Raw genomic sequence first — 21866 nt, forward strand, 5'->3', positions numbered from 1 at the left:
ACAACCGGGGCCGGCCGTTCAATTCCGGCCGGCGCCAGACACACGGGGCATCAGACTTCCGTCACGACCTCGCGCGGCCAGGCCTGCAGCGACTCCAGTTCGAGGAACGTGAAGTAACCCGACTTCCAGCCCTCGGTGTCGATGTGATAGACGTTGCCCAGCGCCAGCGGCGCCGGAACCGGCGTATGCCCGGCCACCACCGCCCGCACGCCCTGGATGCCGGTGCGGTTCATCTGGCGCAGGCGTTCGCGCGACCACTGGCAGGCCTCGCTGGTGCGCCGGTAGCGGTCCTGCAGCGCGGATTCCAGGCGCGGCCAGAACAGCACCGGGCAATCGGCGTGCAGCAGCCCCACCGCGCCGGCCGACGTTTCGACCTCGATGGCGATGGGCAATTGCGCAAAGGCCTCGGCAAAGACCTCCTGCCTGTCCTGGGGCAGGTCCAGGAACCACCCGCCGCCATAGCCGCGCCAGTTCTCCACGTCCACCTGCCCCGTGCGCACATGCCGGATCGCGTAGTCCTCGTGGTTGCCTTGCACGGCGAAAAACCAGGGACGGGCCAGCCAGTCCAGCGCGGCCTCGCTTTCCGGGCCGCGATCCACCAGGTCGCCCACGGAAAACAGGCGGTCCTTGGACGGCTCGAAGCCCAGTTGATCCAGGCCGTCCTCGAGCCGGGAAAAATGCCCATGCAGGTCGCCCACCGCGAAATCGCGGCCGAGCTCGTTGCGCGGGACTTTGAGAAAACGCTGCTCCATGATCCGGAACGACCACCGTGTTGATGCTTAACTCTTCTTTTTAACCCGCTTTCGATCCGTCCCCGCAGTCGTTCCCTTCCCGCCTCTGGAAAAATTCCGTGACGAGAATCGATATTATTCGTGATAATGTTCCGACTTTCCCTAATCGTGCCTTAAAGGCCGCGCAACCCGCCGCCCCTGCCCTGCTCCATGACAGCCGCGTCCACCATCAAAACCTGGTATTTGGTCCATAAATGGACCAGCCTGGTCTGCACGATCTTCCTGCTCATCATCTGTCTGACGGGCCTTCCCCTGGTGTTCCATCACGAGATCGAACACTGGCTGGACGACGCCAAGCCGCTGTCGGACGTGCCCGCCTCGACCCCGCCCGCCAACCTGGACAAGCTGGTCGGCACCGCCAAGACCATGTACCCGGGCGAAGTCATCGACTACCTGTTCTTCGACCCCGACGAGCCCCAGGTCTACGTGGGCATGGCGAAAAAGCCCGGCGACGGCCAGGTGTCCGGCCACGCCGTGCGCATGGACGGCCGCACGGGCGAGGTGCTGCTGGATGGCCCGCCCTATACCCAGGACCGCTTTTCGTTCATGGGCATCATGCTGGCCCTGCACGTGGACCTGTTCGCCGGCCTGCCCGGCGAGCTGTTCCTGGGCTTCATGGGGCTGCTGTTCTGCGTGGCCATCGTCTCCGGCGTCGTGCTCTACGGCCCATTCATGAAGAAACTGGAATTCGGCACGGTGCGCGCCACCCGCTCCACCCGCCTGAAGTGGCTGGACCTGCATAACCTGCTGGGCATCGTGACGCTCGTCTGGGCCTTCGTGGTGGGCGTCACCGGCGTCATCAACGAGCTGTCGACGCCGCTGTTCCGCCTGTGGCAGTCCACCGAGCTGGTGCGCATCCTGGAACCCTACAAGGGCGAGAGCGTGCCCACCGAGCTGGCCTCGGCGCAGGTCGCCGCCGACACGGCGCGGCGGGCCATGCCCGGCAACGAGGTGTCGTTCATCGCCTTCCCCGGCAACGCCTTCGGCAGCCCCCACCACTACATCGCCTGGATGCGCGGCGATTCGCCGCTCACCTCGCGCCTGAATACGCCCGTCCTGGTCGACGGCAAGACCGGCGAATTAACGACCGTGGCCCGCATGCCCTGGTACCTGACGGCGCTGGAACTCTCCCGCCCGCTGCACTTCGGCGACTACGCCGGCATGCCCCTGAAGATCATCTGGGCCCTGCTGGACATCATCACCATCATCGTCCTGGTCAGCGGGCTCTATCTCTGGCTGGCGCGGCGACGCGCCACCGAAGCGCGCATCGCCGAACTCGTGCGCAAGCACCAGGGCGCCGCCATCCCGAACAGGACGCCCGCATGACGAAAGCCACCCGAGGTTTCATGTTTGTCTGGGGCACGCCGATCGTGCTGGGCGTGCTCAGCGTATTCGGCCTGATGGCCGCCCTGCTCGGCACGGGCGGCTGGCACTGGGCGTCCTGGGTGGCCCTGGCCATCCTGCTGGCGGTGATCGTGCGCTACTGGGCGTTCCCGATCCGCCAGTAGCGCGCCCGCCTTACTTGCCGAACGCTTCCGGATCCGGCCCCAGGCGCTTGCCATCCGGGATGCCGTCGATCGCGGCCATGTCCGCCGCCGACAGTTCGAAGTCGAAGACATCGATGTTTTCGCGGATGCGGGCCGGCGTGACGGACTTCGGGATCACGATCAGATCGTTCTGCAGATGCCAGCGCAGCGTCACCTGGGCGGGCGATTTGCCGTACTTCCGCGCCAGGTCCACAATCGATTTTTCCTTGGCGACGCCGCCCTGGGCCAAGGGGCTCCACGATTCCGTGGCGATGCCGTGCCGGGCATGGAAGGCCCGCAGGCCGCGCTGGGCGAACCCGGGGTGCAGTTCGATCTGATTCACCGCGGGCACGACACCGGACGCATCGATGAGCCGCTCCAGGTTGGCCTGCGTGAAATTGGAGACGCCAATCGAGCGCGCCCGCCCGTCTTCCTTCATCTCGACCATGGCTCGCCAGGCATCCAGGAACTTCTCGCTGCCGGCCACCGGCCAGTGGATCAGGTACAGGTCCACATACGCCAAACCCAGCTTTTCGAGGCTCTCGTCCATGGCCTTGTGGGCCTCGTCGTAGCCGTGCCGGTCGTTCCAGAGCTTGGTCGTGATGAACAGGTCCTTGCGCCCCACGCCGGACGCGCGCAATCCCGCGCCCACGCCGGCCTCGTTCCCGTAGATGGCCGCGGTGTCCACAGAGCGGTAACCTGCCGCCAGCGCCTCTTTCACGCTGGCGGCCGCCTGCTCATCCGGCACCTGCCAAACACCCAGGCCCAGCTGCGGAATCTTGCCGCCGTCGTTCAATTTCACTGCGGGTACCTTCGCCATAAGATCCTCCGTAGCTTGCAACGCAACGCTTGCGCGGCGAATACGCGCCAGGTCGCGCAACCAAGGGGCAGCCGGGCTCGATCCTTGGTTGGAACAGTAAAAAAGCGGGCCCGCCAGGCTGCGCCCGTGCCGCAATACCGGATGGAAAGCCGCCGGAGGGACCTACCCATCCCCGGGGCCATGTTCCCGATGATACCCCCACGGCCATTGCCGCCCCTGCCGGCGGGCCGCCGGGCAGGAATGCGGCGAGTGCCCGATAATGCCGTTCACCCGGCCCGCCGCCTCGCGGCCTGCCATGCGAAACCGACTCTGTCCGCCCCATGACGCCTACCGAAACGCGGCCCAAAGGCCGCGGTAATCTCCATACGCTGCGCACGCTCTTCCCCTACCTCTGGCCGCCCGGCGAGACGGGCCTGAAGGCCCGCGTGGTCGCGGCGCTGCTGTGCCTGTTCGCCGCCAAGGCGGCCACGGTCTATGTTCCCCTGCTGTACAAGCAGGCCGTGGACGAATTGGGCAAGGGCGCGCCGGGAACGGTCACGGTGCCCCTGGGGCTGATCCTGGCCTACGGCACCGCGCGGGTGTTCTCCCTGCTGTTTTCCGAACTGCGCGACGCCATCTTCGCCCGCGTCGGCCAGCACGCCATCCGCGCGGTCGGCCTGCAGATCTTCCGGCACCTGCACGCGCTGGCGCTGCGCTTCCACCTGGCGCGCCAGACCGGCGGCCTGAGCCGCGCCATCGAGCGCGGCACCAAAGGCATCCAGACGCTGCTGTCGTTCCTGCTCTTCAACATCCTGCCGACCTTCTTCGAGATCGGGCTGGTCTGCATCGTGCTGTGGAAGATGTTCGACGCCTGGCTGGCCCTGGCCACCGGCGCGACCGTCATCCTCTACATGGCGTACACGCTCATCGTGACGGAATGGCGCACCAAGTTCCGGCGGCAGATGAACGAGACCGATTCGGAGGCCAACACCAAGGCGATCGAAAGCCTGCTGAACTACGAAACGGTCAAGTATTTCGGCAACGAAGAGCACGAAGCCCGCCGTTACGACGCGTCGCTGACGCGGTACGAACGCGCCGCCGTGCGCAGCCAGGTGAGCCTGTCGATACTCAACATCGGCCAGGCCGCGATCATCTCGGCCGGGCTTACGCTCGTCATGTGGATGGCCGCCACCGGCATCGCCGAGGGCCGCTACACCCTGGGCGATTTCGTCCTAGTCAACACCTACCTGCTGCAGCTGTACTCCCCGCTCAGCTTCTTCGGCTTCATCTACCGCGAGATCAAGCAGGCCATGGTCGACATGGAACGCATGTTCGAGTTACTGGGCCAGGACCGCGAGGTGGCCGACCGCCCGGACGCCCACGCCCTGCGCGTCACGGGCGCCCAGGTGGAATTCCGCGACGTGCATTTCGGCTACGACACCCGCCGGCCGATCCTGAAGGGCGTCAGCTTCACGATCCCCGCCGGCAAGACCGTTGCCGTCGTGGGCACGTCGGGCGCGGGCAAATCCACCATCGCGCGCCTGCTGTTCCGCTTCTACGACGCCGACGGCGGCGCGATTCTGATCGACGGCCAGGACATCCGCGACGTGACGCAGGCCAGCCTGCGGGCGGCGATCGGCGTCGTGCCGCAGGACACCGTGCTGTTCAACGACACCATCCGCTACAACATCGGCTACGGGCGCCCGGACGCGAGCGACGCGGAGATCGAGGCGGCCGCCCGCCTGGCGCACATCCACGACCTGATCATGGCCATGCCCGACGGCTACCAGACCATGGTCGGCGAGCGCGGCCTGAAGCTGTCCGGCGGCGAAAAGCAGCGCGTGGCGATCGCCCGCACTCTGCTCAAGAATCCGGCCATTTTCCTGTTCGACGAGGCCACCAGCGCCCTGGACACGCACACGGAACGCGAAATCCAGGCCAATCTGCGCGAAGTCAGCCTGGGCCGCAGCACCCTGATCATCGCCCACCGGCTGTCCACCGTGGCGGACGCGGACGAGATCATCGTGCTGGCCGAGGGCCGCATCATCGAGCGCGGCCGTCACCAGGAACTGCTTGCGCGGGACGGCGTCTACGCCGGCATGTGGGCCCGCCAGCAGGAAAGCGCCCAGACCGCCCCGGCGGATTGACAAGCCCGCCCCCTTGCCCGACTATCGCACCCTTTAATTGCCAGGCCTCCCATGCAGGATTCCTCCGCCGCCCCCGAACTCCGCGTCTGCGCCGCCACCGACCTCGTCAATGGCGGCCTGGGCGTGAAAGTCCCTGTGTCCGACGGTTCGGGCCGCACGACCGCGTTCTTCGTGCGCTACCAGGACCGCGTGCATGGCTACCTGAACCGCTGCGCCCACGTGGGCGTGGAACTGGATTGGGAAGGCAGCTTCTTCACCCGGGCCGGCGACCTGATCATGTGCGCGCGCCACGGCGCCACCTACAAGCCGGACACCGGCCTGTGCGTCGGCGGCCCGTGCAAGAATGGCCGCCTGACCGCGCTGTCGGTCGAAGAACGCGACGGCGGCGTCTACTGGCGGCCCGCCGGCAAGATCCGCCCGGCCGAAGACACCCCGGCCTGATCGTCGGCCGGCCGCTCCGCATAGCGGCGGGCCAGCACCGCGCACACCATCAGCTGCATCTGGTGGAAGATCATCAACGGCAGCACCACCACGCCCATCTGCGACGTGCCGAACAAGACGGTGGCCAGCGGGATGCCCGAGGCCAGCGACTTCTTGGATCCGCAGAAGACCAGGGTGATCTCGTTCTCCTTGGACAAGCCGAGTTTGCGGGCGCCCCACGTCGTGACCAGCAAGGCCGTGCCCAGCAGCAAGGCATTCACCAGCACCATGGCGGCCATGTCGATCGCCGGGAACGCGTGCCAAATCCCTTGCGCCACGGCTTCGCTGAACGCGGTGTAGACCGCCAGCAGGATGGAGCTGCGGTCCACCTTCCCCAGCGTGCGGCTATTGCGCTGGGCCCACGCCCCGATCCACGGCCGCAGCAGGCTGCCCAGCGCGAACGGCAGCAGCAGCTGCAACAGGATGCGGCCGGCATCGGCCAGGCCGTGGCCCCCGCCCTGGCGGTTCAGCAGCACCGCCACCAGCAACGGCGTCAGCACGGTGCCCAGCAGATTCGATGCGGTGGCCGCGCAGATCGCGCCCGGCACGTTGCCGCGCGCCATCGAGGTCAGGGCGATCGAGGACTGCACGGTCGACGACAGCGTGCAGACGAACAGCACGCCCAGCCACAGCGACGGCGTCAGCAAGCCTGGAAACAGGGCCCGCAGGCCCAGCCCCAGCGCGGGAAACAGCAGGAAGGTGCAGGCCAGGATCAGCGCGTGCAGGCGCACGTCCTTCACCCCCGCCACGATGGCGTCCGTCGACAGGCGCGCGCCATGCAGGAAGAACAGCAGCGAAATCGCCACATTGCTGGCCACCATCATGAACGACGCCCCCTTGCCTACGGCCGGGAAAAAGCTGGCGAAGACCACGGTGGCGATCAGGATGAGCGTGAATTGGTCGGGAAGAAAGCGGCGCATGGGGGGGTTCCGAAAGACTTGCGGAAAACTATAGGCGCGCCTCTTGCCATCGTGAAGGCCACTGGTTACTTTAACTGTAATCGAAATATCCTATGACCAAGCGCCATGCTCAATCCCTTATGGCTCAAGACCTTCGCCGCCGCGGCGGCCGCCCCCAGCTTCACCGAAGCCGCCCGGCGGCTGGACTTGACGCAGCCCACTGTCAGCGAACACATCCGTCAGCTGGAATCGGCCCTGAACCGCCGCCTGTTCCTGCGCGACACGCACTCGCTCGCCCTGACCAGCGATGGGCGCAGCCTGCTCGTGCATGCGGAAATCATCCTTGATGCCCATGAACGCGCCGAACGCCTGTTCGACGCGCCGCGGCTGCGCGGGCGCGTGCGGCTGGGCACCTCGGACGACCTGGCGATGGGGCCGCTGCCCGACGTGCTGGCCGCCTTCCGGCTGGCCCACCCCGAGGTGGAGCTGGACCTGACCATCGGGGTCACCAGCGAGCTCTACAAGCTGTTGGACGACAACGGGCTGGACGTCATGATCGGCAAGCGCCGCCGCGGCGACCGCCGCGGCCAGACCCTGCACAAGGAAGCGCTGTTGTGGCAGGCCAAGGAGGGGCTGCGCGTGGCGCCCGACCTGCCGCTGCCCCTGATCCTGCTGCGCGAGCCCAGCGTCACCCGCACGCTTGCCCTGGACGCGCTGGCGCGCGCGGGGCGCAGCTGGCAGATCGTATGCACCAGCACCAGCTACGCCGGCTGCCAGGCGGCGGCCCGCGCGGGCCTGGGCATCACCGTGCAGCCGTCGCACCTGTCCACCGCAGGGCTGGCCGCGCCCGCGGGCGCGGCGCATCTGCCGGCGCTGCCGCAAGTGGAATTCATCGTCATTTCGGCGCCCGCCCCCAACCGGCCTACCCGCGCGCTGACCGACATCCTGATGCGCAGCACGCTGACCTGAACCGAGGCGCTCCGCAGGCCAGGGATGCCCGCGGACCGATTGCCCGCGCCTTATTCGGGCAGATTGTCCGGCACGCCGTCGGCGTCCACGCCGGCAACCCGGTCCAGCGCGTTGCGCGCGGCCGACATGGCTTCGACGGTGCTGCGGAAGCGGCGGCTCGCGAAGATCTCGAACGCCAGGTTGTCCGGCTCCGATTCGCCATCCTGGCCCTCTTCCACCGGCGTCGCGCCGCCTTTCCGTTCAAGCCGCCGCGTTTCCAGAAAGGCGCGCGGCGGCGTGCGGCCCTCCGGTTGCGTCGCATACGCGACCACCGAGAACCCATTGATGATTTTCTCAGCCATGGCGGCTCCGTATGGCCGTTCCCGAAAGCGGCGCGGCTCCTGTTATCGACTTACGGCCCGCCAGCTGAAAACTTAAGTTACGGTTGCCTGTCGCGCGCGCACGTACGCCGCCACCTGGGCGAGCACGTCCGACAGGTCGGCCTGCAAGGGTGCGAAACCCGCGTTGCGCTCGCGCGTGGCCTCGTCCATGTACAACGGACGACGGATCTCCACCTGCAGGCTGTGCCGGTTCATGGCCGGCTGGCCGATCTGCGCAATCAGCTGCACCCCCTTGTAGGGATCGTTGCGCGCCACCGTGTAACCCTTGTCGCGCAGCGCCGCCTCGATCAAGGCGATGAACTCCGGCTCGCACGTCGTGCCGTCGCGGTCGCCCAGCACGAAATCGGCCAGCGGATGTTCGCTCTTGCGGCCCAGGCGCTCGTAGGCGTCGTTGGGCATGGAATGCAGGTTGAGGTGCCAGACGGCGCCGAACCGCTGGGTCACCTGCTGGATCGCTCGCGACAGGGCTGCATGGTAGGGCTGGTAATACGCCTGGATACGGTGCCGCACTTCGGCCAGCGTCAGCTTGCGGTCATAGATCGGCGTCGCCTTGTCCATCCTGCGCCAGATCAGGCCCTTGCCCAGGCGGGTCTTTTCGCCCGGGTCCAGCGCCTCAGGCCAGGGCTGCGCCAACAGCTCCGGGTCCAGGTCCTGCAACGTACGGTTGGGATCGATATAGACGCGCGGGAAGTTCGCGGCAATCAGCGTGGCGCCCAGGGCGGGCGCCGCCGACCACAACGCATCCACATGCGTGTCCTCGCCCTGGCGCAACTGCGCCAGGGTTGCCGCCGCCCCGAAATCCTCGGGATAGCGCTCGCCGCTATGCGGCGAATCACAGACCAGCGGCAATGCCTGGCCTGAGGGTTCATGCACGGAAACGGCGTCGAAGTCGGCGTGTGTCATCGTCAATCAGCCTGAATGTTCGCGGTCTTGGCCACTTTGGCGTAACGGGCCAGGGCCTGTTCGATCTGCGCCTGGAATTCCTGGGGCGTGGTGGGCATCAGCGTACCACCCACGTCCTCGGCCTTCTTGCGGAACTCCGGATCCTGCTGCGCGGCGCGGACAGCCTGGTTCAGGCGGTCGACCACGGCTTGCGGCGTGCCCGCCGGCGCCACCAGGCCGAACCAGCCGCCCGTGCCCATGTCGGGATAGCCCAGTTCGATGTAGGTCGGCACGTCCGGCAGCAGGGGCGAACGCTCGACGCCCAGCACGGCCAGCGGGCGCAGCTTGCCGCCCTGCACCTGCGGCAGGGTCGAGGACAGGTTGTCCGTGATCGCGTCCACCTGCCCGCCCATCACGTCGTTCAAGGCCGGGCCCGCGCCGCGGTACGGCACGTGCAGCAGCTTGATGCCGGAGAGCATCATGAAGTTCTCGATGTTCACGTGGCCCAGCGAACCCACGCCCGGCGAGGCAAAGCTGTAGCGTTCCGGCTCGGCTTTGGCCAAGGCCACGAATTCGGCCATGTTCTTAGCTGGAACCTGCGGGTTGATCGCGAAGATACTGGGCACGGCCACCACGTTGGCCACCGGCACGAAATCCTTGACCGGGTCGTAGTTCATCTTCCGGAAGACAGCCGGATTCGAGCCGTGCGTGCTCATCGTGGCCATGCCGATCGTATAGCCGTCGGGCGTCGAGCGCGCCACCTGCTCCATGCCGAGCGAACCGCCCGCGCCGGCCTTGTTTTCGACCACGATGGTCTGCTTCAGGTCACGGCCGGCGTACTCGGCGACCAGGCGGGCCACGATGTCGGTCGAACCGCCCGCGGCAAACGGCACGACCAGCTTGATCGGGCGAACGGGATAGTCGGCGGCCTGCGCGACGCCGGCGAAAGTCAGGGTGGCAAACAGGCCGGCGAGCGCGAAGCGCGCGGACCGGCCGAAAGGACGGCGGGACATGGGGATGGCTCCGAAAGTTGAAGGTCAATCGACAAGGCCGCCAGTGTCCAAACTTTACGGTCCCCTTTCAAACGACTATATTGCACTCTTTCATTACCAATGGTCATGCTAGATGCGCTTGCAATCGCCGTCCATGTCCGAACTGCATGCCTTCATGACGGCGGCGCGCCTGGGCAGCTTCACGCTGGCTGCCGAAGCGCTCTGCGTCACGCAGGGCGCGGTCAGCCGGGCCATCGCCAGGCTGGAGGCGCATTTCGGCCAGCCGTTGATGCATCGGAACGCCCACGGCCTGACCCTGACCGACACCGGCCTCAGGCTCTATGACGGCGCCCAGGCCCCGTTGCAGGCGATCGAGGCGCTCAGCGCCGAATTGCGGGCGGACGACCGCCGCCTGCGCCTCACGCTATCCACGGTCCCCACACTGGCCAGCACCTGGCTGGTGCCGCGCCTGCCGGACTTCCACGAACGCCACCCCGATATCCAGCTCAGCTTCGCGGCCTACCGCCGCAACGAGGACTTCTCGGGAGCCACGCCCGACGCCAGCATCCTGTCGGGCACGCCCGAACAGTGGCCTGGCTGGCAGGCCGACTATGTGATCGGCCGCGAAATGGTCGTGATCTGCCAACCCGGCCGGCTGGCCGCGCGCCGGGCGCAGGGCCTCTGGAACACGCCTGCCGGCCTGCTCGGAGAAGCGCTGCTGTATCACTCGAACGGCATGGACAACTGGGCGCAATGGTTCGCCGCCGCCGGCGTGCCGCGCGGTTCGATCACGTTGTCCAATGGCTTCGACCAGGTATCCATCCTGGTGCGTGCCGTCATGGCCGACATGGGCATCGCCGTGCTGCAACGCTGCCTGGTCCACGACGACCTGCTGGCCGGGCGGGTCGCGGCGCCCTTTCCCGATCTGCCCATACGCATCGCCCGCGGCTACCACCTGTGCGCCCCGGCCCAGCGCCGCGACCACTACGCGCTGGCCTGTTTCCGGCAATGGCTGCTGGAGACCGCGGGCCGCGATCCCGATGTGCTGGCGGCCGGCTCCGCGTCGTGAACGCGCGCACGGCGGCCCGTGCCGGAAACACATGGTTGCTTGATTCGCCGGGAAATGATTCGAAATAAAACAGGCTCCGGAAGGAGCCTGTTTTCATAGACGCGCCGCAACCCTCAAGGCGCGAGCTTGAACCCCAGGTCGACGCCCCACTTGTCGGTCTCACGCAGCCACTTCGCACCGCAATTCAGGCACCGGAAATGGTCTTCGCGGCTTTCTTCACGCCCTTTCTGCGTCGGATTGGTAAATCCTTGATGTCCGAGTTGAGCATGCGGCGCAACGCCAGCAAGCCCCGGGTTAATGCGTTGGCAAGCCAAGCACATAACGCTCATTGATGCTTCCCCACAAACATAGTTACCAAATTGTAAGGGATTTCACCAATGCTTTTCTATCAATTTATGTCTATAACGCCACAAAAAATTGTTAACGCCGCAATTAAACAACGCCGGGCAGCGCCGAAATGCAGGTTGCAAGATGGTAGGGCGAGGTCGAAGGCATGTCCGACCGCAAGACCGCTCCGCCCGCGTCCAGGCATTCGTGCCAGCCGCCCGGATGCAGGAACCGGGCGCGGAAACCGGCCAGGCCGGCCTCCAGCGCCGGCAGATCGCCCTGCACCGCCAGCACGCGCAGGTATTCGGTCTGCGCCCAGATCCGGCGTGTGTCGTCGAGCACCGCGCCCGATTCGTCCAGGGAAGCCACCACGCCGCCGGCATCCACGCCCCGGCTGCGCGACCATTGCACGGCGCGCGGCAGCGATTCCGCCAGGTCCAGGCCTTCGAATACCGGCGCCGAACCCTGCACGAGCGACAGCCATTCGAATTGGTGCCCGGGCTCCAGCCGGTTACCGGCCGTGCCCTGCCGCTCTTCCGAAATGCATTGCGTGGGCGCATGCACGAAGTGATGGCTGATGCCTTGCGCCAGGCTGCGCAGATGCTGCGCGAACAGCGCCGGCTCCGCCACCTGCGCGGCCGCCAGATACGCTTCGGTCAGATGCATCATGGGATTCTGCGCGGGCGGGCGCAACGCCTGGCCCATGTCCGCGCTCAGCGCGGCGTGATACAGGGAATCGGCGGTCTTGAAACGCGTTTCGATGGCCGACGCGGTAGCCAGCATGAGCTTGCGCGCATCCGCATGGCGGCTGCGGCGGAAATAAGCCGCGCACGCCAGCACGATGAACGCATGGGTGTACAGATCCTGCGTCTCGTCGAGCGGGCGCGCCCCGGCGTCGACGCTATAGCGCCAGCCGCCGTGATCCTTGTCGCGGAACACGCGGCGCAGCGACTCGAAGAGAATGTCCGCATGCTTGCCGGCAGCGGCGCCCTGCGCCCCGGAAAAAACATACAACTGGCGCGCGCAGGCCATGGCGCGGTAGCGCGTGACCGGCAGCGGCGCGCCGGAGGCCGAATCCAGCGATTCGAAAGGCAGACCCAATGCGGCATTGAAGCCCCGCCCCATCCACATGGGCAGGACGACGGAATCGAAATGCTCGCGCAATGCGCGTATATGCGCCGCGAGATTGGTGTTGGTCTGTGCGGCAATCATCTTCGAACGGCGCATGCCGGGCCGGAGCCCCAGGTTTTGGAGCAGCAACGATAACCGAAATTTTCGCCGCAAACCGCCGGGCATTCTCCGTAGTTTCATGCACGCACAGACCGGTCCTGCTGTTCAACTCCGTCCAGGGCAGGACGCCCTATCGGAAGATATTTTCCTCTACCCAATTCTGCGCGAAGATTTCCGCGCGATCGCGTGCTTCATCCAGCGAAGCGCAGTTGCCCAAGTGGGAAAACGCGGCATCCACCTCGGTGCCGCCCTCGGCCGTTACCGTCAGCAAAACGCCATATCCGCCGGTATCCATGGCCGCCGTGGAAACGTCGATCAGTACTTCCTGGTCACGATGCTGCATGTGCTACCTCCCAGTCGGTTACCTAAACGCGTGAACCACGCGTGACGTTGCGGGAGCAGCTTTCCCGCGCAAATGAATAGACCTGCAAACGTCACGCAAGTTCATCTTACTGGCGACACGATGCCCGCGATATGCTGAAAGCGACCAAATCGCGCATTCCGTCTCAGGAGATTCCCGTATGCGCCCGTGAATCGTCGCGAATGCGCGAAATACTGCGACAACATTCGCAAATTGTGCAAAATCCGGTACCGCAAACGGTCAAGACGCAACAAAACGCGGCAGGAATGCCGGAAAGCCCGGGGGATCGTGTGTGCGCCGGATGCCGGCGGCTGGACTTGCTGGGTTGCGCGGACTATCCCAGGTGGATGGCGCCCGGCTCTTCCATGCGCAGGGCAAGCCTGCCCTTGTCCGTGATGCGCCAGCGCCCGTCGGCGCCGGCCTCGATGCAGCGCAAGGTCTCCAGCGCCTTGGCAACGTGGTCGGGCACTTCGGTCTGTTCGGCGCCCGGTTCGCCGTTGTCGGCGACGACCCGCAACCAATGACCCAGCTCACCCTTCTGGAAACGATGCAATGCCATGCGTGACTCTCTCTATAACGCTCTAACGATAGCATGCCGCGGCGCCGGGTCACGGACCTGCCCGCGGACCGCAATGGCGCGGCCCGCGCCTAGGCCAGCAGCTTAGGCACCGCCGACGCCAGCAACGCCACGCCCGATGCGGTCAGCAGGCCCAGCACGATGCGGCGGAACGCCATGTCGCTGATGCCCACGTAGACGCGCGTGCCCCACAGCGTGGGCACCAGCATCGCCGGCAGAATCACGCCGAACAGCGGCAGCATGTCGCGCGTGACGACGCCGGTGAACACATAGCTCGCCATCGTCACTACGAGCATAGAGAGGTTGAAGTTCTGGATCACCGCGCGCTGCACGTCGCGGTCGAATCCGCGCAAGGTGCACCACAGCGTGGGGATCACACCCGTGAAGCCGCCGATGCCGCCCATGATTCCGCCCACCGCGCCCACCACGCCGTCAGCCAGCTTTCCGCCCACCGCGATGCGAGGCAGGCGCGTCGCGAACAGCATGATCGGGCACCAGACCGCCAGCAGCCCGCCGATGAAGGTCTTGAACACCAGCGGATCCAGGTGCGGCAACAGCTTGACGCCCAGCGGTATGCCGAGCAGGCCGCCTGCGATGAACGGCAGCAGGTGGCCGACAGCGAATCCGCGGCGCACGGTGAACGCGGCCAGCAGCTGCCCGGTCAAGGCGCCGAACACCACCATCGCGGCCGCGAGCTTGGGATCCACCGTCCACGCCCAGAACGACATCGCCACCATGCCAAAGCCAAAGCCCGAAAGGCCTTGCACGAAACCGGCCGTCATGGCGCCCACCACGACCAGCACATAAAGGGAATCCATATCCGCCGCATGCCTGCATGAAGCCGGGCCCTCCCCGGCGCATGCCATTCTAGAGCGTTCTACGAAGTGCGCAGCAACAGCGGGCGCTTGTAGCGCGCCGCCGCGGCGGATGCCGCGACGCTCGCGCCGATCAGGGCCAGGCCCAGCGCCAGGTCGGCCGAGATGCGTTCATGGAAGACCAGCGAAGACACGAGCAGGCCGATCACGGGCACGCACAGCATCGCGATCGAGGTCGCCACCGGCGGCATCTTCTGCGTCATGCCCAGCACCACGATGAAGGTGAGCGCCGTGGCCAGCGGCCCCGTGTACAGGATCACGGGCCAGGCGTCCGGCACCGCGAGGAACGCCGGCGCGCCGTCACGCATCCATGCCAGCGCGGCAAGCGGCGCCGCCGCGATGGCGGTCTGCCACGGAATCATGTCCGCGCCCAGGCGGACATGGCGGCTGCCCCGCAGCTGGATGATGTTGCATGCCCAGGCGAAAGACGCGCCCAGCAGCATCGTCAGGCCGATGACGGTATGCGTCTGCCATGGGCTGAACGCGGGCGCCACGATGACGGCGATGCCCGCATAGCTCAACGCCGTCGCAAGCCATTGGGCCAGGGACAGGCGTTCTTTGAGGACCAGCGAAGACAGCGGGATCACCCAGATGGAGGTGGCGTACGCGATCACCGAAGCGCGTCCGGGCGCCACATATTGCATTGCCCACAACGCCAGCGCGGTGAACGCACCCATCTGCAACAGCGCCACGCCCGCGACCAGGGGCAGTTCCTGCCGCGTGGGCAGGCGCAGACGCCCCAGCAGGCCCAGCACCAGCACGCTGATCGCGGCGGCGGATCCGAAACGGCTGGCGGCCAGCCATAGCGGACTCATATGCATCAGCCCCAGCTTCATGACGGGCCAATTGCCTCCCCAGATCGCCACCGCGCCCACCAGCGGCAAAAACCTGCCCAACGCATTCTGCTGACTCATTACTGCTCGACTTACCGCATGAATATTCCGTGTTTTGGCCGAATGGCAAAACGATGGAATAGTTTATAGGGTAAACCCCAGAACATTTCACCTCAATTCACCGCAACACACGGCATACTCAGCACATCTGAACTGCATATTGAATGTACCTAGGTGACTTATGCCGGAAATCAACCTCGACGCCACTGACATCCGCATCCTGAACGAGCTCCAGCGCGATGCACGCCTGACCAATGTCGAGCTGGCGGCACGCGTGAACCTGTCCGCGTCGCCCTGTCTGGCCCGGGTGCGCCGGCTGGAAGCCGAAGGGCTGATCGACCGCCGCGTCACGCTGCTCAACGCCCGCAAGTTGGGGTTGAAGGTCAACGTATTCATCCAGATCTCGCTGGACAAGCAGCGCAAGGCCGCGCTGGATGTGTTCGAACGCGAAATCGCTGTCCTGCCCGAGATCATGGAGTGCTACTTGATGTCGGGAGATGCCGACTACCTGATCCGCGCCCTGGTGCCCGACGTCGACGCGCTGGAGCGCCTGATCGTCGAACACATCACGCGCATCCCGGGCGTGGCCAGCATCCGGTCCAGCTTCGCGCTCAAGCAGGTGCTCTACACCACCGCCGTGCCGCTCTCCTGAGGCGCGGCGGCCATATCCACGCCACCGCTTGCGGGATCGACCGGCCCGGCCCACAATGAAAGCGCCACGCGCGGGCCGCCCGGCCCCCTCCCATCGTCTAGCAAGGAGCAAACCATGCCTGAAACCGACTGGTTCCCTGGCAGCACGCTACCCGATCGTCAGGGCTACTTCGAAGTGGAATTCGACACCGGCGAAACCGAAATCACCCGCTACGGCTTATTAGGCTGGGAACCCGAACAGGACCGTGGCCGGATCAAGCGCTGGCGCGGCCTGGATCCGAACATAGAGGCCGCCGAAATGCAGCGCGAAAGCGCCGTGCGCGGCAATAGCGATTCGCTGATCGGCTGAATCGCCAGCGCAACGCCAGGAAGTCCCCCCACGCCGCGCGAGCTTTGCTCGCTTGCTGCCCCCCAAGGGGGCGCTTTTTTGTCTTGGGGCGGCCCGGCGACAAAAAATACCCCCACGCCGCGCGAGCTTCGCTCGCTTGCTGCCCCCCAAGGGGGCGCTTTTTTGTCTTGGGGCGGCCCGGCGACAAAAAAACGCCGCGGACGGTATCCACGGCGTTTTGCTTTACCGGCTGGCGCGCTCAGAGATCCAGCTTGGAGATCTTCGTGCCGGCCAGCGACACGCCCGCCATCAGGCCGCCGTTGTTCATCACGAACCCCACAATCGGCTGTTGCGCCGTATTGGTATCGATGCGCCCGTTAGCGCCGATATTGACGACGGCCACCGTGGCGTCGGCGCCGACGGTCCAGCCGCTGCTGTTGCGGAACTTGTTAAGCGCATCGTCAGTCATGAACAGCAACACCATCGCCTTGGATTGCGCGCCGGCCTGGAAGCCGATCGAGCCCGCCGTCGTGCTGTAGTAGCCGGCATTGGCGCCGCCCACGCGCAATACGCCCTTGCCATGCTCCGCGCCGACGATGAAGCTGCCGCTCAGCACGTCGGGGAAGACCAGCACGCCCTTGGCGCGCGCGACCAGGTCCTTGGACTGCGGCGAAGCCTGGTAGAGCTTGCCCAGCGTCGCATCGGCCGCGCTGCTGAGCGACTGGCGCTGCTCGCTTGCCGTCGCGGAAGACTTGGGACTCGTCGTGGTACAGCCGGCGAACAGCAAGCCGGCCGCGCCGATCGCCACCGCAGCCAGGCCGGTGCGGCGCAAGACAGGAAAAGAATCAAACATGGAATTCTCCTTGTTGATGTCACCTGTACCAATGTACCGAGCTATTTCGCCAGCGCAAAGCACACTATTGTGCCAAACGCAACAAAACCTGCCCGATGCCGCGCGCCGGCTTATGCGCTGCCCTGCTGCCGTATCCACTGCGCGTCCCACGGCTCCTCGCCGCGCTCGAGCGCATCTCCCAGCGCCTGCTTGCGGCGCTGGGCGACCGCCGCGAGCAGGGCGTTGCAGACGGAGAACGCGGCCGTGTAGGAATCGAAGGGCGACGCGCTGGAACTGCGCGCGACCAGCACGTGATGCGCCGAAGCGGCGGCGGGCGCCGAGGCCGAGTCGGTGACCAGCACCACCTTGCCGCCGCGCTGCCGGAAGTACTTCACCGCGCCGGCCGCGGCGACGGAATAGCGCCTGAAGGTGAAGGCCAGCAAGACGTCGGCGTCGTCGATCCAGAGCAACTGGTCTTCGAGCGGCAGCGGGCCGGCGGCCGCCATCGGCGTCACCGCGGGCAGGCACATGTTCAGGTACAGCGCCACGTGGCTCGCCAGCGGCGCGGCCTGCCGCAACCCCAGCACGTGCACGCGGGCCTTGCGCTGCGTCAGCAAGCGCACGGCCGACTCGAAGGCCGCAACGTCGATCGACGCGAACGTTTCCTTCAGATTGTGCTGGTCATGCAGCAAGGCGTTGTTGAGGCAGGCGCGCGCCGAGGAATTGTCCGACCCGACGGCATCGGCGCGTTCGCCCGGCGACGCAAGCCGCGCCGTCACTTCCGCGCGCGCCTCCATCTGCGCCTGCGCATAGCTTTCGTAGCCCAGCTTGGCCAGCAGCCGCACCACCGTGGAGGCGCTCGTGCCCACCTTCTTCGCCAGCGCCGTCGCCGATTCCAGCAGGCCCTGCGGATAGCGCGCCTGCATTTCCTCGACCAGCAGGCGTTCCGTCTTGCTGAGTTTTCTGCCGTAGCCGGCGATGCGTTGGTTCAGATTCATTTAGGGCCTGTTCACACTGACTGGAGCTTTGCACAGGCCAGTTGGTATCAACAGGCCCTAGGTGATAACCCCAAATCTCACAATCAACATTGCATCTTATATTTCGTTCTGCAATCTTCATTGCAAAATAGACCAAACACGCCGTCACCACAAGAGACTTTCATGAAGCATCACCCCCAGGGGCCGTCCCTGACCCGCCGCAGCCTGATCGCCGCCGGCCTGGGCGCCGCCCTGCTGCCGCTGGCCGCGCGCGCCAACACCTATCCATCGCGCCCCATCACGCTGGTCGTACCCTTTCCCGCCGGCGGCTCGGTGGACCTGATCGGCCGCATCTACGCGGAATCGCTGGGCAAGGCGCTGGGCACCACCATCGTCATCGAAAACCGTGACGGCGCGGGCGGCGCCATCGGCAGCAAGCGCGTCGCGCGCGCCAATCCGGATGGCTATACGCTGGTCGCGTCCTCGCAGAGCTCGCACCTGGCCAATCCCCTGATGCGCAGCGACCTGGGCTATGACCCGATCAAGGATTTCGTCTCGATCTCGCAGTTGTCGCGCACGCCCAACGTGCTGGTGACCAATGCCGACGTGCCCGCCGCCACCTTCGCGGAATTCGTGGCGTTGCTGAAGACCCGGCCCGATGAACTGCACTTTGCCACCGCCGGCATCGGCAGCATGGGCCAGCTCAACGCGGAATTGTTGAAGAACACCCTGCAGCTGCAGGCCGTGCACGTACCCTATCGCGGCGGCTCGCCGCTGATCAATGCCCTGCTGTCGAACCAGGCGCAGTTCGCGCTGGACAACCTCGCGCCCTTCCTGCCCCACATCCAGGTCGGCAAGATGCGCGCGCTGGCCGTGGCGGCGCCCAAGCGGCTGGACTCCCTGCCCGACGTGCCCACCTTCGCGGAACTGGGCTATCCGGTGCTCAACTCCATGTCGTGGATCGGCCTGGCCGCGCCTGCGGGCACGCCGCCCGCCATCATCGAGACGCTGCTGGCCGCCGTGCGCACCGCCGCCACGCAGGACGGCATGCCGCAATCCCTGGAAAAGGCCGGCGCCCTGCCGCCCGAAGACCAGACGCCCCAGCAGTTCACCGCCATGATGTCCGAGCGCCTGGCGTTGTACAAAGACCTGATCAACCGCGCCGGCATCCGACCTGAATAGGCCCAATTTCCATGAACAATCCCGCTTTCGAACCCGATACCGCTCCTTTGGAAGTCCTGCCGCGCAACCTCGCGGCTTACCGCGAGGGCAACGTGGGCATTCCCTACGTCCACCGCTTCGAGTCGGGCCGGCCCGGTCCGCACGTGTTGATCAACGCCATCACGCACGGCAATGAAATCTGCGGCATGGTGGCCGCCACCCATCTGCTCGATAACGGCGTGCGGCCCAAGATCGGCACGCTTACGGTGAGCTTCGCCCACGTCGAGGCGTACGAGGCCTTCGATATCGAACAGCCCTACGAAAACCGCCAGCTGGTGCACAACCTGAACCGCATCTGGTCGGCCGACATGCTGGATGGCCCGGATGACAGCCCCGAACTGCGCCGCGCCCGCGAGCTGCGTCCCGTGCTCGACGCGGCCGACTACGTGCTCGACATCCACTCCACGCGCGCGCCCGTTCAGCCCTTCTGGGTCTACACGGAGATGGACCGCAACACCGCGCTCGCCAGCGCGGTCGGCGCGCCGGAAGTCCATCTCGTGATGCCGCCGGGCATTTTCCCCGGCACGGGCGTCATGGGCTATGGCCGCCACGGCGATCCGGATTCCGACAGCTGCGGCTCGCTGGTGGTGGAATGCGGCCAGCACTTCGCCCAGTCCGCCGCCACGCTCGCCACCGACGTCACGCTGCGTTTCCTGGCGCACCTGGGCCTGATCGATGCCCCGGCCGGCGCAACGCCGCCCCCGGCCCCGCGCCGCTACCGGCTGCTGGAAGTGCATATGGTGAAGTCCACGGACTTCACGTTCACGCGTCCGGTCATCGGCTTCGAAACCTTCGCCAAGAACGAGCTGATCGCCATGAACGGCACCGAGGAAATCCGCTCCCCCTGCGACGACTGCACGATCTTCATGCCCACGCGCATGCCGGTCGTCGGCCGCGAAGCGGTGTACCTGACCGTGGCGGTCTGACGGGCCCGGGCAGGCGCCCGGGCCCCGGCCCGTCACAGGTCCGGGATCAGGCGCTTGCCCAGGCTGATGACCTCGTCCTGCTGAAACCCCAGCGTTTCATAGAAGTCCTTCACCGCGGCATTGCCGGACCGGATCAGCAGATTGATCTTGGGGCACCCCATCTCCAGCAGTTTGCGCTCGACGGCCCGCATCAGCGCCGTCGCATAGCCGCGGCGCTGATGCGCCGGCGACACGGCCAGATAGTTGATCCAGGCGCGGTGGCCGTCATAGCCGCCCATCAACGTCCCGACGATCTCGCCCTTCGCCTCTCCCACCAGAAACAGATCCGACTGCACCGTCAGCTTGCGGGCGATGTCCTTGCTGGGGTCGTTCCACGGGCGCGTCAGGCCGCAGTCGTGCCACAGCTGGATGATTGCAGCCTCGTCCGACGAATGGTAGGGCCGGATGGCGATATCTTGAGAGTTCATGCTTCGTTCCTTCGGTAAGGGAAACGAAAACCTTGCGATACGCCTCGGCAGCGGGAAGAACAGCGCAAAAACAGAAAAGCCACGAGGAGTATCGTGGCTTTCGGGAAAGGCGCTGAACGTTCAGCGCCCGGATGCGACTAGCCACTCAACGCAGGCGTCGAGTGATTCGTCGGCTGAAGGCGCCGCAGCGTGGCGCAAAAAACGGTGCTTCCATGAGCGCAAGCATACAGGAGGCCAGCGCGGCCGCCAACGGACGCGCCCCGCTCAATCCATGACCGGCGCCGGCAAAGTCCCTTCCATGACCACCGCCGCCTGGCCCGCCACGCCCGCCCAGACGCCGTCGGAGCGCGGCTCGGCATGGGCCGACAGCAGGCTGGCGCGGCCCATGTCCACGCCCTGGCCGACACGCAGGTGCAACGCCCCTGCGCCGCGCAAGGCCGCGCGCAGCGCCGTAACCGCCGCCGTCGCGCTGCCCGTCGCCGGATCCTCCGTCATGCTGCCGGTGAACATGCGGGCCTGGATATCGGTCTGCGGCTCCGCCGCGGTATCCGTGGTGTAGGCATAGATGGATTTTGCGCCATCCAGCGGCAGCAGGGCCGCGTAGCCTTGCACGTTCGGAACGGCGCGCCGCAATGCGTCGCGGCTCGCCAACTGCACGGCCAGGAACGCCAGTCCCACCGACACCACCTGCGGCGGATGCGCCGAGGTATCGATGTCCGCCGCGTCGAGCCCCAGCGCCCGCGCGGCCGCGTCGGCCGGCGCCACGGCGCCGCGCGCCAGCGGCAGCGGCGCCAGTAGCTCCGCTCCCTCCACGCCCTGTGCGCCGGTCTTCAGCGCAATGCGGACCAGGCCCGCCTCTTCTTCGAACACGAACGTCTCCGGCACGGTGCGCCCGCCCGCCGCCCATTCGCGCGCGAGCACGACGGCGGTGCCCACGTTCGGATGCCCGGCGAACGGCACCTCCCGGCACGGCGTGAAGATGCGTACCTGGGCCGTATGCGCCGCGTTGCGGGCAGGCAGCACGAAGCTAGTCTCGGAATAGTTGAACTCGCGCGCGATGCGCTGCATCTGCGCGGTGGAGAGCCCTTGGGCGTCAAGCACGACCGCCAGCGGGTTGCCGCCATACGTGCGGCGGGTGAAGACATCGGCGGTGACATAACGGTAGCGCATGGAACATCCTTTCTAACCGCTCGGAGATGGCGGCAACCGGAAAAGTGTGCCTGGGCGGACACGCTGCGCGCCAGACACAGAGCCGCGAAATTGGAGC

The 21866-nt window shown here is 66.3% G+C and carries 26 protein-coding genes; 10 read left to right on the forward strand and 16 right to left on the reverse strand.

Annotated elements, in window-relative coordinates:
* Positions 1-50: 50 nt before the first annotated feature.
* Entirely contained in the window at positions 51-752 is a 702-nt protein-coding gene (locus tag AGI3411_RS20745) for a metallophosphoesterase (protein WP_129529220.1), read from the reverse strand.
* A gap of 189 nt (positions 753-941) precedes the next feature.
* Here AGI3411_RS20745 and AGI3411_RS20750 point away from each other — a divergent pair, with 189 nt between their 5' ends.
* Positions 942-2117 (forward strand): PepSY-associated TM helix domain-containing protein, encoded by a 1176-nt coding sequence (locus AGI3411_RS20750; RefSeq protein ID WP_129529221.1) that lies wholly within the window; start codon positions 942-944, stop codon positions 2115-2117.
* Positions 2114-2299, forward strand: a complete 186-nt coding sequence (locus AGI3411_RS20755) for a hypothetical protein (protein WP_129529222.1) — start codon at positions 2114-2116, stop codon at positions 2297-2299. Before AGI3411_RS20750 ends, AGI3411_RS20755 begins: the two co-directional genes overlap by 4 nt.
* 10 nt (positions 2300-2309) lie before the next feature.
* On the opposite strand, the gene AGI3411_RS20760 is transcribed toward AGI3411_RS20755, so the two are convergent.
* On the reverse strand, positions 2310-3137 hold the full coding sequence (locus AGI3411_RS20760) for an aldo/keto reductase (RefSeq protein WP_129529223.1): 828 nt from the start codon (positions 3135-3137) through the stop codon (positions 2310-2312).
* A 320-nt stretch (positions 3138-3457) separates the two neighbouring features.
* Here AGI3411_RS20760 and AGI3411_RS20765 point away from each other — a divergent pair, with 320 nt between their 5' ends.
* Both AGI3411_RS20765 and AGI3411_RS20770 read left to right on the forward strand, forming a co-directional pair.
* On the forward strand, positions 3458-5263 hold the full coding sequence (locus AGI3411_RS20765; RefSeq protein WP_129529224.1) for an ABCB family ABC transporter ATP-binding protein/permease: 1806 nt from the start codon (positions 3458-3460) through the stop codon (positions 5261-5263).
* A 51-nt stretch (positions 5264-5314) separates the two neighbouring features.
* Positions 5315-5704: a Rieske (2Fe-2S) protein gene (locus tag AGI3411_RS20770; protein ID WP_129529225.1), complete on the forward strand. Its 390-nt coding sequence runs from the start codon at positions 5315-5317 to the stop codon at positions 5702-5704.
* Here the strand turns inward: AGI3411_RS20770 and AGI3411_RS20775 are convergent.
* Entirely contained in the window at positions 5653-6663 is a 1011-nt protein-coding gene (locus AGI3411_RS20775) for a bile acid:sodium symporter family protein (protein WP_129529226.1), read from the reverse strand. The two genes, AGI3411_RS20770 and AGI3411_RS20775, sit on opposite strands and share 52 nt — an antisense overlap.
* 105 nt (positions 6664-6768) lie before the next feature.
* Here AGI3411_RS20775 and AGI3411_RS20780 point away from each other — a divergent pair, with 105 nt between their 5' ends.
* A complete protein-coding gene (locus AGI3411_RS20780; protein WP_129529227.1) occupies positions 6769-7611 on the forward strand; it encodes a LysR family transcriptional regulator in 843 nt (280 codons plus the stop codon).
* Between the two features lie 50 nt (positions 7612-7661).
* Here the strand turns inward: AGI3411_RS20780 and AGI3411_RS20785 are convergent, their stop codons facing one another.
* The 3 genes from AGI3411_RS20785 to AGI3411_RS20795 all read right to left on the reverse strand — a co-directional run bounded on the left by AGI3411_RS20785 (position 7662) and on the right by AGI3411_RS20795 (position 9886).
* Positions 7662-7952 carry a hypothetical protein gene (locus AGI3411_RS20785; protein ID WP_129529228.1) on the reverse strand — a complete coding sequence of 97 codons (291 nt, stop codon included), beginning with the start codon at positions 7950-7952 and terminating at the stop codon, positions 7662-7664.
* A 72-nt stretch (positions 7953-8024) separates the two neighbouring features.
* A complete protein-coding gene (locus AGI3411_RS20790; RefSeq protein WP_129529229.1) occupies positions 8025-8894 on the reverse strand; it encodes an N-formylglutamate amidohydrolase in 870 nt (289 codons plus the stop codon).
* A gap of 2 nt (positions 8895-8896) precedes the next feature.
* Entirely contained in the window at positions 8897-9886 is a 990-nt protein-coding gene (locus AGI3411_RS20795; RefSeq protein ID WP_129529230.1) for a Bug family tripartite tricarboxylate transporter substrate binding protein, read from the reverse strand.
* A 112-nt stretch (positions 9887-9998) separates the two neighbouring features.
* Between AGI3411_RS20795 and AGI3411_RS20800 the strand changes: the two genes are divergently transcribed.
* Positions 9999-10934: a LysR substrate-binding domain-containing protein gene (locus AGI3411_RS20800; RefSeq protein WP_129529231.1), complete on the forward strand. Its 936-nt coding sequence runs from the start codon at positions 9999-10001 to the stop codon at positions 10932-10934.
* 113 nt (positions 10935-11047) lie between these two features.
* Here AGI3411_RS20800 and AGI3411_RS30585 read toward each other — a convergent pair whose 3' ends face one another.
* The 6 genes from AGI3411_RS30585 to AGI3411_RS20830 form a co-directional block, all read right to left on the reverse strand.
* On the reverse strand, positions 11048-11263 hold the full coding sequence (locus AGI3411_RS30585; RefSeq protein ID WP_102771612.1) for a hypothetical protein: 216 nt from the start codon (positions 11261-11263) through the stop codon (positions 11048-11050).
* Between the two features lie 103 nt (positions 11264-11366).
* Positions 11367-12473: an AGE family epimerase/isomerase gene (locus tag AGI3411_RS20810; RefSeq protein ID WP_129529265.1), complete on the reverse strand. Its 1107-nt coding sequence runs from the start codon at positions 12471-12473 to the stop codon at positions 11367-11369.
* 148 nt (positions 12474-12621) lie between these two features.
* A complete protein-coding gene (locus AGI3411_RS20815; RefSeq protein ID WP_006218759.1) occupies positions 12622-12834 on the reverse strand; it encodes a hypothetical protein in 213 nt (70 codons plus the stop codon).
* Between the two features lie 352 nt (positions 12835-13186).
* Complete coding sequence (locus AGI3411_RS20820) at positions 13187-13411, reverse strand: hypothetical protein (protein WP_129529232.1); 225 nt, start codon at positions 13409-13411, stop codon at positions 13187-13189.
* A gap of 89 nt (positions 13412-13500) precedes the next feature.
* The gene (locus tag AGI3411_RS20825; RefSeq protein WP_129529233.1) at positions 13501-14247 is read right to left on the reverse strand and encodes a sulfite exporter TauE/SafE family protein; all 747 of its coding nucleotides are present in this window, start codon (positions 14245-14247) and stop codon (positions 13501-13503) included.
* Between the two features lie 59 nt (positions 14248-14306).
* Entirely contained in the window at positions 14307-15218 is a 912-nt protein-coding gene (locus AGI3411_RS20830) for a DMT family transporter (RefSeq protein ID WP_129529234.1), read from the reverse strand.
* A 160-nt stretch (positions 15219-15378) separates the two neighbouring features.
* Between AGI3411_RS20830 and AGI3411_RS20835 the strand changes: the two genes are divergently transcribed.
* A complete protein-coding gene (locus tag AGI3411_RS20835) occupies positions 15379-15849 on the forward strand; it encodes an Lrp/AsnC family transcriptional regulator (RefSeq protein WP_043545250.1) in 471 nt (156 codons plus the stop codon).
* A gap of 114 nt (positions 15850-15963) precedes the next feature.
* Entirely contained in the window at positions 15964-16197 is a 234-nt protein-coding gene (locus AGI3411_RS20840) for a hypothetical protein (RefSeq protein ID WP_129529235.1), read from the forward strand.
* 238 nt (positions 16198-16435) lie between these two features.
* On the opposite strand, the gene AGI3411_RS20845 is transcribed toward AGI3411_RS20840, so the two are convergent.
* Positions 16436-17029, reverse strand: coding sequence for a BPSL1445 family SYLF domain-containing lipoprotein (locus AGI3411_RS20845; protein WP_129529236.1), 594 nt, complete (start codon positions 17027-17029; stop codon positions 16436-16438).
* 110 nt (positions 17030-17139) lie between these two features.
* Positions 17140-18006: a MurR/RpiR family transcriptional regulator gene (locus tag AGI3411_RS20850; RefSeq protein ID WP_129529237.1), complete on the reverse strand. Its 867-nt coding sequence runs from the start codon at positions 18004-18006 to the stop codon at positions 17140-17142.
* Positions 18007-18168: 162 nt separating this feature from the next.
* Here AGI3411_RS20850 and AGI3411_RS20855 point away from each other — a divergent pair, with 162 nt between their 5' ends.
* Together AGI3411_RS20855 and AGI3411_RS20860 are read left to right on the forward strand one after the other, a co-directional pair.
* Complete coding sequence (locus tag AGI3411_RS20855; RefSeq protein WP_129529238.1) at positions 18169-19167, forward strand: Bug family tripartite tricarboxylate transporter substrate binding protein; 999 nt, start codon at positions 18169-18171, stop codon at positions 19165-19167.
* Between the two features lie 11 nt (positions 19168-19178).
* Positions 19179-20132 carry a M14 family metallopeptidase gene (locus AGI3411_RS20860; RefSeq protein ID WP_129529239.1) on the forward strand — a complete coding sequence of 318 codons (954 nt, stop codon included), beginning with the start codon at positions 19179-19181 and terminating at the stop codon, positions 20130-20132.
* Between the two features lie 32 nt (positions 20133-20164).
* On the opposite strand, the gene AGI3411_RS20865 is transcribed toward AGI3411_RS20860, so the two are convergent.
* Both AGI3411_RS20865 and AGI3411_RS20870 read right to left on the reverse strand, forming a co-directional pair.
* A complete protein-coding gene (locus AGI3411_RS20865) occupies positions 20165-20599 on the reverse strand; it encodes a GNAT family acetyltransferase (protein ID WP_129529240.1) in 435 nt (144 codons plus the stop codon).
* 264 nt (positions 20600-20863) lie between these two features.
* The gene (locus tag AGI3411_RS20870) at positions 20864-21769 is read right to left on the reverse strand and encodes a PhzF family phenazine biosynthesis protein (protein ID WP_129529241.1); all 906 of its coding nucleotides are present in this window, start codon (positions 21767-21769) and stop codon (positions 20864-20866) included.
* Positions 21770-21866: the final 97 nt, after the last annotated feature.

It is taken from the genome of Achromobacter agilis, from assembly GCF_900496965.1.
Taxonomy (GTDB): domain Bacteria; phylum Pseudomonadota; class Gammaproteobacteria; order Burkholderiales; family Burkholderiaceae_B; genus Achromobacter; species Achromobacter agilis.